Source organism: Rhizobium sp. R711 (assembly GCF_002211365.1).
Lineage (GTDB): Bacteria > Pseudomonadota > Alphaproteobacteria > Rhizobiales > Rhizobiaceae > Rhizobium.
Genome location: NZ_LOKZ01000020.1, coordinates 1 through 13,835 on the forward strand (window position 1 = coordinate 1; position 13,835 = coordinate 13,835).

At 60.5% G+C, this 13,835-nt stretch carries 12 protein-coding genes; 2 read left to right on the forward strand and 10 right to left on the reverse strand.

Going from position 1 to position 13,835, the window contains the following annotated elements:
• A partial coding sequence (locus ATY80_RS29230; protein ID WP_210190816.1) for a hypothetical protein occupies positions 1-484 on the forward strand: 484 nt, incomplete at its 5' end.
• Complete coding sequence (locus ATY80_RS17725; RefSeq protein ID WP_088693681.1) at positions 426-2,366, forward strand: M23 family metallopeptidase; 1,941 nt, start codon at positions 426-428, stop codon at positions 2,364-2,366. The genes ATY80_RS29230 and ATY80_RS17725, both read left to right, overlap by 59 nt.
• Before the next feature lie 58 nt (positions 2,367-2,424).
• Here the strand turns inward: ATY80_RS17725 and clpB are convergent, their stop codons facing one another.
• The 10 genes from clpB to ATY80_RS17760 form a co-directional block, all read right to left on the reverse strand.
• Entirely contained in the window at positions 2,425-5,028 is a 2,604-nt protein-coding gene (gene clpB / locus ATY80_RS17730; RefSeq protein ID WP_088693682.1) for an ATP-dependent chaperone ClpB, read from the reverse strand.
• Between the two features lie 253 nt (positions 5,029-5,281).
• On the reverse strand, positions 5,282-5,683 hold the full coding sequence (locus tag ATY80_RS29655) for a DUF1214 domain-containing protein (RefSeq protein WP_245306861.1): 402 nt from the start codon (positions 5,681-5,683) through the stop codon (positions 5,282-5,284).
• Positions 5,625-6,089 carry a hypothetical protein gene (locus tag ATY80_RS29660; RefSeq protein ID WP_245306862.1) on the reverse strand — a complete coding sequence of 155 codons (465 nt, stop codon included), beginning with the start codon at positions 6,087-6,089 and terminating at the stop codon, positions 5,625-5,627. Before ATY80_RS29660 ends, ATY80_RS29655 begins: the two co-directional genes overlap by 59 nt.
• Positions 6,090-6,153: 64 nt before the next feature.
• Positions 6,154-6,474, reverse strand: a complete 321-nt coding sequence (locus ATY80_RS29665) for a DUF1254 domain-containing protein (RefSeq protein ID WP_245306863.1) — start codon at positions 6,472-6,474, stop codon at positions 6,154-6,156.
• On the reverse strand, positions 6,386-6,715 hold the full coding sequence (locus ATY80_RS29670) for a hypothetical protein (protein WP_245306864.1): 330 nt from the start codon (positions 6,713-6,715) through the stop codon (positions 6,386-6,388). Before ATY80_RS29670 ends, ATY80_RS29665 begins: the two co-directional genes overlap by 89 nt.
• A 225-nt stretch (positions 6,716-6,940) precedes the next feature.
• A complete protein-coding gene (locus ATY80_RS17740; protein WP_088693683.1) occupies positions 6,941-7,726 on the reverse strand; it encodes a DUF4167 domain-containing protein in 786 nt (261 codons plus the stop codon).
• 344 nt (positions 7,727-8,070) lie between these two features.
• A complete protein-coding gene (gene prmC / locus ATY80_RS17745; RefSeq protein ID WP_088693684.1) occupies positions 8,071-8,952 on the reverse strand; it encodes a peptide chain release factor N(5)-glutamine methyltransferase in 882 nt (293 codons plus the stop codon).
• A complete protein-coding gene (gene prfA / locus ATY80_RS17750; protein WP_088693685.1) occupies positions 8,949-10,028 on the reverse strand; it encodes a peptide chain release factor 1 in 1,080 nt (359 codons plus the stop codon). Before prfA ends, prmC begins: the two co-directional genes overlap by 4 nt.
• Positions 10,029-10,056: 28 nt before the next feature.
• Positions 10,057-12,324, reverse strand: coding sequence for a phosphoenolpyruvate--protein phosphotransferase (gene ptsP / locus ATY80_RS17755; RefSeq protein ID WP_088693686.1), 2,268 nt, complete (start codon positions 12,322-12,324; stop codon positions 10,057-10,059).
• 89 nt (positions 12,325-12,413) lie between these two features.
• On the reverse strand, positions 12,414-13,688 hold the full coding sequence (locus ATY80_RS17760; RefSeq protein ID WP_088693687.1) for an aspartate kinase: 1,275 nt from the start codon (positions 13,686-13,688) through the stop codon (positions 12,414-12,416).
• Positions 13,689-13,835 lie beyond the last annotated feature (147 nt).

A 13,835-nucleotide genomic window follows, 5' to 3' on the forward strand; every position in this document is an offset into this window, starting at 1 on the left:
GCAACCAATCAGCATCTCAGCCAATCTTAAAAGAAACCTTAGAGCGAAGGACTTCGTCGCCAGCAGCGCCGCCGCCCTCGTCAGTGATCGGGCTTATAGACCCTGCCCCTTTTCTAAGTCAACACCGGTTTTCAAAAAAAACGAGATTTCTTGCATCACATTGAATTTTAACGCGGATTTCCAGAGGCGAACATTTCAGTCCGGAGATTGCGCCAATAGCCCGATCATTTCCAAGAAAATAGGGGCCGAAAACGCGATGGCGAGGTTCTTCGCCCTCACATCTTCACAATCAGATGGTCGAAGGGCGAATGATTTGGGTACGCACATGCGCGCTCATTTGACTTCTATTGCCAAACTATGCACTTTTCGGCGCCAGCCATCGCTGCCCCGAAGACGCCCACCGAAAGGACGCGGATCTACCTGCTATGATGACGGAGAAGATGATGATCCGCTCGTTCGGCAACGAGCCGCCGCTTCTCGCTGATGGCAGACGCGCGCCCGACCGTCGCGAGGTTTCATTACGCTGGCTTTCGGGTACGTTCCTCACCGGCATTACGTCGAGCGTGCTGATGGGCGTGGCCCTCTTCGCCGCACTCGACGGTCGCCAGCAGCTGGCGATCCCTGCCGAGGCTTACGCCAATATCAATGCCGAGGCTCATGCCGATACCGACGTGACGCGCGGCAGCCGCCTGATTGCTTCCGCGATTGCCGCCAAGCCGTCGGACCGCAAGATCATGGAGGTCTCGACCGTTGTCCACGAGGGCGACAAGGAGGTTGTCCGCCGCCAGCCCTTCGCACGTGTGAAGATGACGCTGGCCGCCAACCACGTCGCGACCGAGGACTATCCGAGCTTCAACCCCCTGACGATCTTCTCGGCGGACGAGCCCGATGCACTGCCGAACGTTCGCACCGGACAGATCTACGGTTCCGACGTGGAGTCCGAAGTCAGCCTGAAAACGGTGGCCTATCCCACCACGAAGGATGGTCTTCAGGTCGCGCCCGGCATGACGCTAGACGAGATCGAGGAGAACGTCCGCTCCAACGGCTCCATCCTCACCGATGGTGCAGCCCAGGTAGCGGCACTCTACTATGTCGACCCCCGGCGCTTCTCTACCGATGACAACGACGTTGACCTGACAGCCGGCCTGACGGCGCGCGTGCTCGAGCAGAACATGACGGTCTCCGCACCGGAGTCGATCACCCCGCAGACGGAAGAGTTCGCCGACGATATCATCCCGGTGCGCCAGGTGACCTCGATCATCAAGGCGATGACGGATTCGGGCTATCCGGAGCCGCAGGCCAAGGGCCTGTCCGGCTATCTGTCGCCAATCATCGGATCGGACGACCTCGAAAAGGGCGATGTGCTCCGCATCGGTATCCTGCAGAAAGGCGAACAGGCCAAGATCATTCGCGCCAGCGTCTACCGCGGCAGCCGCCATGTTGTCACCGTGGCTCTCGACGACCACGATCGGTTCGTCGCCGGCCACGAGCCACCGCAAATCGATGCGGTCACGACCGCCTTCGACGACAGCTCGACATCCATCCCGTCCAACCAGAATCTGCCGCGCGTCTATGATGGTATCTATCGTGCGGCGTTGTCCTACGGCATGACCAAGGACATGACCGCGCTGATCATCAAGTTGCTGGCGAGCAGCGTCGATTTCCAGGCGGAACTGCGCCCGACCGATACGCTGGAGGCCTTCTTCTCCGTTGCCGATGCCAGCGGGCAGGCAACAACTGCTTCCGAGCTTCTCTATGTCAATGCCCGCTTCGGCGATACGCAGACCCGCTTCTACCGCTTCCAGGATCCGGAAGACGGTTCGATCGACTACTTCGATCAGGACGGCAAAAGCATTCGGCAATTCCTGCTGCGCAATCCCGTCCCGAACGGCATATTCAAGTCAGGCTTCGGCATGCGCCGGCACCCGATCCTGGGCTTTGCCCGCATGCATACCGGTGTCGATTGGGCGGCGCCGCGGGGCACGGCGATCATCGCGGTCGGCAACGGCACCGTCGAGAAGGCAGGCTGGGACTCCGGCGGCTACGGCAACCAGACCATCGTCCGCCATGCCAATGGCTACGAATCCTCCTACAATCACCAGAGCGCCATTGCAAAGGGCGTCGTTCCCGGTGCCAAGGTGCGGCAGGGCCAGGTGATCGGCTGGGTCGGCACAACCGGCGAATCCACCGGTCCGCATCTGCACTACGAGATGATCGTCAACGGCACCAAGGTCGACCCGCTGCGCGTGCGTCTGCCGGGCGGCAAGTCGCTGAAGGGCGAAGCGCTGGCAAAGTTCGAGGACGAGCGGCAGCGCATCGACACTCTCCTCGGCAATCAGCCGCCGCCGCAGGTCGCCAGCAATTAACAGTATCCAACAAAAATGGCGGCCGGAGCCACCATTTTCTTTGTCACTGTCGCGCGCCTTAGGCCGCTTCGTTGACCGCAGAATTCCGTGTCCGGAACAGCAGCCGGTCCGTACCGCTGGTGATTTTCACCGTGGAGCCATCAGGCACCTGCCCGGAAAGGATCTGTTCGGCGAGTGGATCCTGCACATACTTCTGGATCACCCGCTTCAGCGGACGCGCGCCATAGACCGGGTCGTAACCCTTGTTGGCGAGCCAGTTCCGAGCATCGTCGTCGAGTTCGAGCGTGATCTTGCGCTCGGCAAGCAGCGCTACCAGACGCTTCAGCTGGATATCGACGATCGCGCCCATTTCCTCGCGCTTCAGGCGGTGGAACAGGATGATCTCGTCGATGCGATTCAGGAATTCCGGCCGGAAGTGACCGCGCACAACCTCCATCACCTGCTCGCGAACCGCCTCGCTGTCGTCCCCTTCCTTGAGCTGGGTCAGGTACTCGGCGCCGAGGTTCGACGTCATGATGATCATCGTGTTGCGGAAATCGACCGTCCGGCCCTGACCATCGGTGAGGCGGCCATCATCGAGAACCTGCAACAGGACATTGAAGACATCAGGATGCGCCTTCTCGATCTCGTCGAACAGCACGACCTGATATGGCCGGCGGCGAACAGCCTCGGTCAGCGCGCCACCTTCATCATAGCCAACATAGCCGGGAGGAGCACCGATCAGCCGGGCCACGGAGTGCTTCTCCATGTACTCGGACATATCCATGCGCACCATCGCCGTCTCGTCGTCGAAGAGGAAGCGGGCAAGCGCCTTGGTTAGCTCCGTCTTACCGACGCCGGTCGGGCCGAGGAAGATGAACGAGCCGATCGGCCGGTTCGGATCCTGTAGGCCGGCACGCGCACGGCGCACAGCACGCGACACGGCCTGAACCGCGTCACCCTGGCCGATCACCGATTTCGCCAGCTCGTCTTCCATCCGCAGCAGCTTGTCGCGTTCGCCTTCCAGCATCTTGTCGACAGGAATGCCGGTCCAGCGGGAGACGACATGCGCAATGTTGTCGGGAGTCACGACCTCCTGCACCATGGCGCTGCGATCGCTGTCCTGCTGCTCCGCTTCGCTGAGTTTCTTTTCCAGCTCCGGAATGACGCCGTAGGTCAACTCGCCGGCGCGTTGGAACTCGCCCTTACGCTGAGCAATCGCGAGTTCGTTGCGAGCCTCGTCCAACTGCCTCTTGAGGTCTGCGGCCAGGCCGAGCTTCTGCTTTTCCGCCTGCCAGCGGGCCGTCAACGCATTGGCCTCTTCCTCCAGATCGGTCAGCTCGGTTTCAAGCCGCGTCAACCGGTCGGCCGAAGCGACATCCGTTTCCTTCTTCAAAGCTTCGCGCTCGATCTTCAGCTGCATGATGCGCCGATCGAGTTCGTCGAGCTCCTCAGGCTTGGAATCCACCTGCATGCGCAGCCGCGCAGCGGCTTCGTCCATCAGGTCGATGGCCTTGTCGGGCAGGAAACGGTCGGTGATGTAGCGGTTGGACAGTGTCGCAGCCGCAACCAGGGCCGAATCCGAGATGCGGACCTTGTGATGCTGTTCGTATTTTTCCTTGAGACCGCGCAGGATCGAGATCGTGTCCTCGACCGTCGGCTCCTCGACCATGACAGGCTGGAAGCGTCGGGCAAGGGCCGGATCTTTTTCGACATGCTTGCGGTATTCGTCGAGCGTGGTCGCACCGACGCAGTGCAGCTCGCCGCGGGCAAGCGCAGGCTTGAGCAGATTGGAGGCGTCCATCGCCCCATCCGCCTTGCCGGCACCGACTAGCGTGTGCATTTCGTCGATGAAGAGGATGATCTCTCCGTTTTCGGCCTGCACTTCGTTGAGCACGGCCTTCAGCCGCTCTTCGAACTCGCCGCGATACTTGGCACCTGCAATCAGCGCGCCCATGTCGAGCGCCATCAGCTTCTTGTCCTTGAGTGACTCCGGCACGTCGCCGTTGACAATACGCAACGCAAGACCTTCGACAATCGCGGTCTTGCCGACGCCGGGCTCGCCGATCAGCACCGGGTTGTTCTTGGTGCGGCGCGACAGAACCTGGATCGTGCGGCGGATTTCGTCGTCACGGCCAATAACAGGATCCAGCTTGCCCTCGCGAGCCTCGCCAGTCAGATCGCGGGCGTATTTCTTCAGCGAGTCGAAGCCCTGTTCAGCATTCGAGCTGTCGGCGGTGCGGCCCTTGCGGATTTCGTTAATGACCTGATTGAGCGCAAGCGCGGTGACGCCAGCGTTCTTGAGCGTCATCGACGTCGAAGCCGAAGACTCGATCGCCAATGCCTGTAGGAGGCGCTCGACGGTGACAAAGCTGTCGCCAGCCTTCTTGGCTGCCTCTTCGGCAGTCGAAAGAACCTTGGCAAGCGGCTGCGCAAGATAGATCTGCCCGTTGCCGCCGGAAACCTTCGGCAACTTCGCAAGTGCCGCATCGTTGGCAAGGCGCGCAGCCTTGGGATCACCGCCGGCGCGCTCGATCAGCGAAGCGGCCATGCCCTGGTCGTCATCAAGCAGCACTTTCAGAACATGTTCGGGCGTGAACTGCTGGTGCCCCTGCGCAAGCGCATAGGTCTGGGCGGACTGAATAAAACCGCGCACCCGCTCGGAGTATTTTTCGATATTCATGCTGTACCTCCATGGATCGCCCTGCCCTTATAAGGCACAGGCCGATGACTGAGATTGAGCTCCCTCAAAACGGCAAGCCCTTTGTTCCACCACGTTTGGGATTTGTGGCTGAGGAACTTGCGCTGGATATGGTGGAGGATTTGAAAAGTTTAAAGGGGGGCAGGAAGCGAAAAACCCCGGGCCTTGCGACCTGGGGTTCATATTTTTTATCCCGTCTCCGCAAGATGGCTTTTGCCAGCGGACAGTCACTGGCTCACTTGATTTCTTCAATGTCATTGGGCTTCCAAGAACCGTCGAAGGCGGGCTGCATCGGTCCGTAAATGCGAATGTAGCTGAACCAGCCGCGTCCAGGCTGGGTCTTGATCCAGCGACCCTCGCCATCTTTAGGCGGTGTAGGGCCAAAACAGAGATCGACCGGCCTGGATGTATCGATGTCCTTCAGCTCGAAGAGCGAGCGCAAGGCCGCCTTGTTCTGATCGGTCTGGACCTCCGAACGCGTCTGTGCGTCGTAAAGCGTTACAGACCAGAACAGCTTGCCCGGAACGGGCTGCGGGATAGTCAGCTTGTATGACTTGCCGCCGTCCAGAAACGCACCGCTACCGTCTCGCGCGCCGAGCCAATACAGCGATCCGGCACCGGCAGACCGTCGGAACATGGCGGGCGACTACAATTGCCTGTGCGAACCAGCGATCGCGTGCCTGCAGATCAACGCCCATCGGCGTCTCGAACTGCGCTTCGTTGGGAACAAGACCGACCCACTCCCACTTGCGGTCCGGCCATGCGAAGCGATCGGGCCGGTCGCCATCGAAGGCCGATACGATAAGCTGATCTCGACCGACCTTCGCGGCCTTTTCAAGGATAGCCTTCGCACGATCGTCTGGAGCAAACGGCTTACCCTTTTCGATGCCGAGCGTCGCAAGCAGTCCGTACATAGGCGTGAACTTCTCGACCAACGGCTCCTCATCAATGATCCGGTTCAACACCTCCCAGAACTGGATATTGTCCTCCCATTTGAGAGATGTGCTGTCCATTGTCCTGTCGGTCGTATCGATGATCGGCATGGGTGTCGGCTTCCTGGCCGCGCTCAGCGGATAGACCTTGATGGTATGTAGCGCCTTCAGTGCCTTATCCTAGTCGCCGCCAACCGGCAGCGCGCACGGCAAGCAGGACCTTGTAGGTGGCCGACTTCCCGACATAATAGCCCTTCGGCATCTTGCCCTTGTAATCCGGCTTTCCTCCCTTGCTGCCATCTGGGCCAGTGATGCCCATATCGAGAACCCAGCTCTGATTATGGTCGTTGATCAAGCCGATGTAAGCGCCTGGCGGCAGCTCGACGACCATCGGGCCGTCCTTCAGGTCAAGGGTTGCCGATCCGTAAGGCGTGTCGGAGTTGAGTGTCAATCCCACCTGGCGCGGCCCCCGCTGCCGCAGCGCCAAGGCCCCCATTGTCCTTGATCCCAGCCACTCGATTTCCGTTGAAGATGCCTTCAACGGATACGGTCGGATACCAGAAGCGGTAAGCCGTCACAGCGCGTTGAAACAGCACGTCCTCACGCGCTTTTTCGGTGGTCGCTGCTGTCGGAAAGCCTTTGTCGAAGCTGTAGCCTGTTTGGGCGGCGTCTTGCGCCCACACCGTGGAACCCATGAGAAATGCAACGAACAGTGAGGCGCCCACCTTGGCTTTCATGACGACATCTCCTTTTGTCATAAGCGGAGTAGCGTCGAAGGCGTTGAAAAATCCAAGTACGTTACGGTAACGGCCGCGGCGTTTACGCTGAGCTTTGCGCGGTGGTGATCGAGGAAGATGGCCCGCGCCGGTTGTCATTAGCCGCGATCAACTGGGGCATGGCCACACAAAAAGGTCGCTCCGAGGAGCGACCTTCTATCCACCAAATCGGATCGCGAGATCCGGTTATTCCGAAGCGGCATCCGCCAAAGCAGGAGCATCGCTGGGCTCTGCACCCTCGGTCGAAGCCTCGCCTTCTGCAGCGCGGCGCGGACGACGCGGACGGCTGCCGGCAGTGCGGCGACGCGGCTGGCGTTCGCGTGGCTGGCCCGCGGCACTTTCCTCGTCCATCGAAACCTCTGCCGGGATACCTTCGATCTCCGGCTGCGGACCGCTGCCATCGATGACTTCGGGCTGCGGAGCTGCAACTACGGCTTCAACCGGAGCAGGCTGCTGTTCCTGACGCCGCGGCTGGCGCGGTTGCTCGTCATTGCGACGTGGCTGCTCATCGTGGCGACGCTGCGACTGCTCGACCGCACGGCGCTGCTGATGCTCATGCTGCTGACGCGGCGGCTGGACGATGACGACATCGTCGTTGTCGATGCCTTCGACATCATCGCCCTCGCGCTCGACGCCTTCACTGAATTCATTGCGGTCGTCGCGCTGGAAGCGTTCCTGCATTTGCGTCTGTGCGGCAGCAATGATGCGGTTGTAGTGTTCGGCATGCTGCAGGTAGTTTTCGGCGATGACACGGTCACCAGAGCTCTGCGCGTCGCGAGCGAGCTGCGCATACTTTTCAGCGATATGCTGCGCGGTACCACGGATCTTAACGTCTGGGCCGGAGCTGTCGTAGGTCCGCGTCAGCGGATTGCCGCCCTTGCGGTTGAAGTTGTTGTTATTGTTATTTCCACCACCGCCGCCGCCGTTGTTGCCACGCCCGCGACCGCGCTTGTTCTGCTGTCCTGGCCTCATAGATCGTTCACCTGAATTCTCTGTTTGTTGTGGAGTTATGGCACCAACCGCCGTGGCCGGTTCACCGGCTCAGGGCCCTCGTGCCGCAAGCATACTGCGCCTTCGCGCCAACCTGCCGCTTGTTCTCAAGTCAGTTTGACTGATTCACGCATTGGGTCGTGTTCAACCTTTGAAGCTCTCGTTTAAAAGAGCGGACCCCCGAGGCCGAGCTAGTATCGAACGACTCACCGTTCTGTCCTATCTCTCCAACGCGTGGGGTCAACCTATATTGCTTCCCGTGGAAATCCAAGCCTTTTCTTCGTAATGGCACCAATGTCCTGTTCGATGCTTTAAGTTGTCATGCATCACTTGAGCGCGAACACGAGCGCCCGGTCATTCTGGCCGTAATCCTTTACGGATTCCAGAAGCTTGAAGCCCTCAGCCTCGAAAACGTCTGTCACGTCGTTTCGCTGGTCGTAGCCGATCTCAAGTCCCACAACGCCGTTCGGCTGCATGAACCTTGCCGCATCCTTGGCGATGGTTCTGTAGGCGTCAAGTCCATCCTGGCCGCCATCCAGTGCGGCATGGGGATCAAATTTCGTCACTTCGGGAGCGAGAGTGTGAACAACCTTAGAAGCGATATAGGGCGGATTTGAGACAATCGCATGAAACGCGCCGTGGATGTTTTCAAACCAGCTGGACTGAATGGCTTCAAAGCGATCCCGCAATCCGTTTCTGTCCGCGTTTGATTGTGCTGTCCTCAACGCATCGACCGATATATCGCTGCCGACACCTGACGCTTCCGGACATTCGCTCAATAGCGCCAGGCATATCGCCCCGGTTCCGGTTCCCAGATCAAGGATATGGATATGGCCCTCGGTATTTGCAAGATCACGCAGATAAGGAAGCATCGTATCGACGAGAATTTCCGTATCGGGCCGTGGCTCAAGGGTTTCCGCGGAGAGCGACAGCGGCAGGCCATAGAATTCCCGTTCGCCGAGGATGCGGTGAACCGGCTCATGCGCCAGCCGGCGTTCGATCGCTTGCTCGATCATTGCCATCTGCTCTTTGCTGACGGTTTCGCCGCCACGCGTCACGATGGCGGTCGTCGAAAGTCCAAGCAGCCCTGCGACGAGCACACGAGCATCAGCCGGAGCACTGTCGATGCCAGCTTCGGTGAAGCGACGGCGAGCATCAGCCAGCAATTGGGAAACCGTAGGCTCGGCCTGTTTCCCACTCATGCTCATTGCTGCTCGCCGAGTTGCGCTAGCTGGCTCGCCTGATAATCGGCCATTAGCGCATCGACCACCTCGTCGATTTCGCCGACCATCATCCGATCGAGCTTGTAGAGCGTCAGATTGATGCGGTGGTCCGTCACCCGCCCCTGCGGGAAGTTGTAGGTGCGGATGCGCTCCGAGCGGTCACCGGAACCAACCTGGCTCTTGCGGTCGGCGGAACGCTCGCTTTCGGCGCGCTGGCGCTCGGCGTCATAGAGGCGTGAGCGCAGAACCTGCATCGCCTTGGCGCGGTTCTGGTGCTGCGACTTCTCAGAGCTGGTGACGACGATGCCGGTCGGCAGGTGGGTAATGCGAACGGCAGAGTCAGTGGTGTTAACGTGCTGGCCGCCGGCACCAGAGGAGCGCATCGTATCGATGCGGATGTCTTCCGGCCGGATCTCGATGTCGATTTCCTCCGCCTCCGGCAGAACCGCGACGGTGGCGGCCGAGGTATGGATGCGGCCGCCGGCTTCCGTTTCGGGGACACGCTGGACGCGGTGAACACCGGATTCGAACTTCAGCTTGGCGAACACGCCCTTGCCGGTGATCGTCGCGATAATTTCCTTGAAGCCGCCCGCTTCGCCGTCGCTCGATGACAGCACTTCCACCTTCCAGCCGTGAGCGGCTGCATAGCGCTCATACATCCGGAACAGGTCGCCGGCGAAGAGTGCAGCCTCGGAACCGCCCGTGCCGGCACGGATTTCCAAAATCGCGCTCTTCTCGTCGGCCGCGTCCTTCGGCAGTAACAGGATCTGGATTTCCTGCTCCAGCGCCTCCAGCCGCTCCTTCACGTCAGGGAGTTCCAGCTCGGCCAGATCGCGCATTTCGCGGTCCACCGACCTGTCGTTCAGCAAGGTTTCGAGGTCAGCAAGCTCAGCTAACGCCTTCTCGTAGGCGCGGATCTTCGTGACGACGGGCTGCAGCTCGGAATATTCGGAGGCAAGCTTGACGTAGACATCGGCCGAAGGGCCAGCCGACATGCGCGCTTCGATCTCGCCAAAACGGCGTTCCAGCTCGCGCATCTTTTCAACGGGAAGCTTCGCCACCCTTCACTCCGATTCTGCTTGTCTTCAACTAAAGAGGAATATTGTGAGCGTCGGCGAAGTGGGCAAGCACGTCGCGCATCGGGGTCGCCGACTTGGTATCGTCAAGCGCCTCGTTCATCACCTTTGCCAGCGCCTCGGCGTCTAGGCCGAGCAACATCGCCTTGACCGGACCAATAGACGCCGGCGACATCGATACCGAACGGAAGCCGATGCCGAGCAGTGCCATTGCCGAGATCGGCCTGCCGGCCAGTTCGCCGCACAGCGTCACCGGCGTATTGTTGCGCTCGCCCGCACGCACGATGTCGCGCAGGATCCTGAGGAACGGTTTGCCAAGCGGATCGAAACGGTCGGAAACGCGCGCATTGCCGCGATCGACCGCCATCGAGAACTGGAAGAGGTCGTTCGAGCCGACCGAAACGAAATCGACCGCCGCCATCAGCTCGTCGAGCTGCCAGAGCAGCGCCGGCACCTCCAGCATCGCGCCGAATTGCAGCTTGCGCGGCAGGCCGTGGCCGAAGCGGGAAAGGTGTTGAACTTCCTTCTGTAGGAGCTCACGCACCGCAGCGATCTCGGAAACTTCGGTCACCATCGGCACCATCAGCTTCAGCTCGATGCCGGCAGCCGCCTTCAGCATGGCGCGCAACTGCGTGCGCAACAGACCTGGACGATCGAGCGACAGGCGGATCGCCCGCCAGCCGAGCGCCGGATTTTCTTCTTCGTGGCCACGGAAATAGGGAACGACCTTGTCGCCGCCGATATCAAGCGTGCGGAAGGTCACGACCCGCCCGGCTGCCTGCTTCAGCACGTTGCGATAAAACAACTCCTGCTCTTCCGCCTTCGGCATGGTGGAAGCAATCATGAACTGCAGTTCGGTGCGGAACAGACCGATCCCTTCGGCGCCGGAGTCCGAAAGCTGCGGCAAATCAACCAACAGTCCGGCATTCATCATCAACGATACGCGTTGCCCGTCCTTGGTGCGCGGCTCGACGGAGCGCAGCGCCCGGAACTGTTCCTGCCGGCGGGCGCGGAACCGCACTTTTTCCTCGTAGGAGCGCTGATGCTCCGGCATAGGGCGAAGATGCACATGCCCGCCATCGCCATCGATGATGACGGCATCACCGTTTTCGGCGAGCGCCACCACACCGGCAGCCTGGCCGATCACGGGAATGCCCATGGCGCGCGCGACGATCACCACATGGCTCGTCACCGCGCCTTCTTCCAGCACGAGGCCACGCACATTGGCACGCGGATAATCGAGCAATTCGGCGGCGCCCATGGCACGCGCCAGAATGATAGCGTCGCTCGGGAAACCATCCCCCGCGGTGCGGCCGGTATAGCCCGTCAGCTGCCGCAGCAGCCGGTTCGCGAGATCTTCGAAATCGTGCATCCGTTCCCGCAGATAGGGATCGGTCATGCGGATCATGCGCGCCTTGGTGTCGCTCTGCACCTTCTCGACCGCGGCTTCCGCCGTCAGGCCGTTGCGGATCGCCTCCTCGAGCTTACGCACCCAACCCTGGTCGTGGGCAAACATACGATAGGTTTCGAGAACCTCGCGGTGCTCGCCCTCCATCGACACGTCACGCTGCGACAGAAGGTCGTCGATCGAGATGCGAAGCGACCCGAGCGCCTCACCCAAGCGGCGGATTTCCTTCTCGGAATCCTCGTTCAGCAAGTTGGTGACGACGATACGCGGCTCGTGCAGGACGACATAACCGAGGCCGATACCTTCATTATAGGTGTCACCATCGATGGTCACCGAACGCGTCAGGTCTAGTTCGAGACCGGGCTTGGTGATTTTCTTGAGCTCGCCGGTGGCGATCATCTCGGCCAGCACCATCGCCGTCGTCTCGAGCGCCTCGAGCTCTTCTTCGCGGTAGGTGCGGCTTGCCTTGTTCTGCACGACCAGAACGCCGAGCGAACGACCCGTGCGGAGGATCGGCACGCCGAGGAAGGAATGATAGATCTCTTCGCCGGTTTCCGGCAGGTAGCGGAAGGCTGGATGCGATTGCGCGTCGGATAGATTGAGCGGCTGCGCCGATGCCGCGATCGTACCGACTAGGCCCTGTCCCATTTTGAGTTGGGACAGGTGGACCGCTTCCTTGTTCAGACCTTCGGTTGCATAGAGTTCGAGCACGCCGTCGGCACGCAGCACGTAGACGGAGCAGACCTCCGCCACCATGTTGCCTGCGATCTGGCGAACGATCCGGTCGAGGCGCTCCTGCGGCTCCAGCGGCTCCGCCATCAACTCGCGTAGCCGCTTGAGCAGCACGCGCGGACCGCCCGAAAGGTCTCTCATTGCGTCTCAAGCTCCAAAACAAACATCAAAGTCTGACAGCCATTGGCCGCGTGACTTTTCAACTTGAACGCGCGGCAGCCTGTTCAGAATCAGTTCTTATCCAGACCGTAGCAGGAATGCAAAGTCCTGACAGCGAGTTCTGCATACGGACCGTCGATCAGGATCGAAATTTTGATCTCGGACGTCGTGATCGCCTTGATATTGATGCCCTTGTCGGCCAGCGCCTTGAATGCGGTGGCGGCAACGCCCGCATGGCTGCGCATGCCGATGCCGATGACGGACACCTTCACAAGGCCTGATTCGTTCTGAACGACGTCGTAGCCGATCTTTTCCTTGTTCTCACCGAGAACCTTGATCGCCTTATCGACGTCGCCCGACGGGACCGTGAAGGTCATGTCGGTCTTCGAGCCATCTTCGGAGATGTTCTGGACGATCATGTCGACGTTGATGTGGCTTTCGGCCAGCGGTCCGAAGATCGCGGCGGAAACGCCCGGCCGGTCGGCAAGACGGCGAAGCGAGATCTGAGCCTCATCCTTGGCATAGGCGATGCCGGTGACTACTTCCTGTTCCACGATTTCATCCTCGTCACAAATCAGCGTTCCGGGCGGATTCAAGAAGTCACCCATGCCCGGAGCATCGGGATCTTCGAAAGAGGAGCGCACGAAGGTACGGACCTTGTGCACCATGGCAAGCTCGACGGAACGAACCTGCAGAACCTTCGCGCCGAGCGAGGCCATTTCGAGCATTTCCTCGAAGGCGATCTTCTTCAGGCGGCGTGCCTGTGGCACGATGCGCGGGTCCGTCGTGTAGACGCCGTCGACGTCGGTGTAGATGTCGCAGCGATCGGCCTTAACCGCAGCCGCGATCGCAACCGCCGAGGTATCCGAGCCGCCGCGGCCGAGCGTCGCAATGCGATTGTCGGGACCGAGACCCTGGAAACCGGCGATGACGGCAACCTGGCCCTCGCCCATACGCTTGATGATGTCGGAGCCATCAATATCGAGAATGCGTGCGGCACCATGCGCGTTGTCCGTCCGGATCGGGATCTGCCATCCCTGCCAGGAGCGAGCATTGATATCCATCGCCTGCAGCGCGATCGCGAGCAACCCGGAGGTCACCTGCTCGCCGGATGCAACAACGGCGTCATATTCGCGGGCATCGTAGAACGGCGAATTGGCGCCGACAACCTTCGGCGTGCCCTGCACCCAGCCGACCAGCTCGTTGGTCTTGCCGGACATGGCCGAGACGACGACCGCTACTTCATGGCCGGCATCGACTTCACGTTTCACATGGCGGGCAACGTTCTTGATGCGGTCCAGATCAGCGACGGAGGTCCCGCCGAATTTCATTACGATGCGTGCCATATGCCTCTACCACGACCTAGTGCCGAGAGAGACCAAAGCCAGACCCGGCATCACGAACCCTGCATGGAACCGCATGGCTGAAGAGCCAGGAATTGGGAGTTTCTGGAACCCTTCTAAGGCCCTGCGCCCCAAGGGCCCAAGTTGCCG

Coding starts and splice junctions, on each gene's coding strand:
- ATY80_RS17725 (WP_088693681.1), top strand. CDS start 426: ATGATGACGGAGAAGATGATGATCCGCTCGTTCGGCAACGAGCCGCCG.
- clpB (WP_088693682.1), bottom strand. CDS start 5,028: ATGAATATCGAAAAATACTCCGAGCGGGTGCGCGGTTTTATTCAGTCC.
- ATY80_RS29655 (WP_245306861.1), bottom strand. CDS start 5,683: ATGTTCCGACGGTCTGCCGGTGCCGGATCGCTGTATTGGCTCGGCGCG.
- ATY80_RS29660 (WP_245306862.1), bottom strand. CDS start 6,089: ATGCCGATCATCGATACGACCGACAGGACAATGGACAGCACATCTCTC.
- ATY80_RS29665 (WP_245306863.1), bottom strand. CDS start 6,474: ATGGGGGCCTTGGCGCTGCGGCAGCGGGGGCCGCGCCAGGTGGGATTG.
- ATY80_RS29670 (WP_245306864.1), bottom strand. CDS start 6,715: ATGAAAGCCAAGGTGGGCGCCTCACTGTTCGTTGCATTTCTCATGGGT.
- ATY80_RS17740 (WP_088693683.1), bottom strand. CDS start 7,726: ATGAGGCCAGGACAGCAGAACAAGCGCGGTCGCGGGCGTGGCAACAAC.
- prmC (WP_088693684.1), bottom strand. CDS start 8,952: ATGAGCATGAGTGGGAAACAGGCCGAGCCTACGGTTTCCCAATTGCTG.
- ptsP (WP_088693686.1), bottom strand. CDS start 12,324: ATGAGAGACCTTTCGGGCGGTCCGCGCGTGCTGCTCAAGCGGCTACGC.
- ATY80_RS17760 (WP_088693687.1), bottom strand. CDS start 13,688: ATGGCACGCATCGTAATGAAATTCGGCGGGACCTCCGTCGCTGATCTG.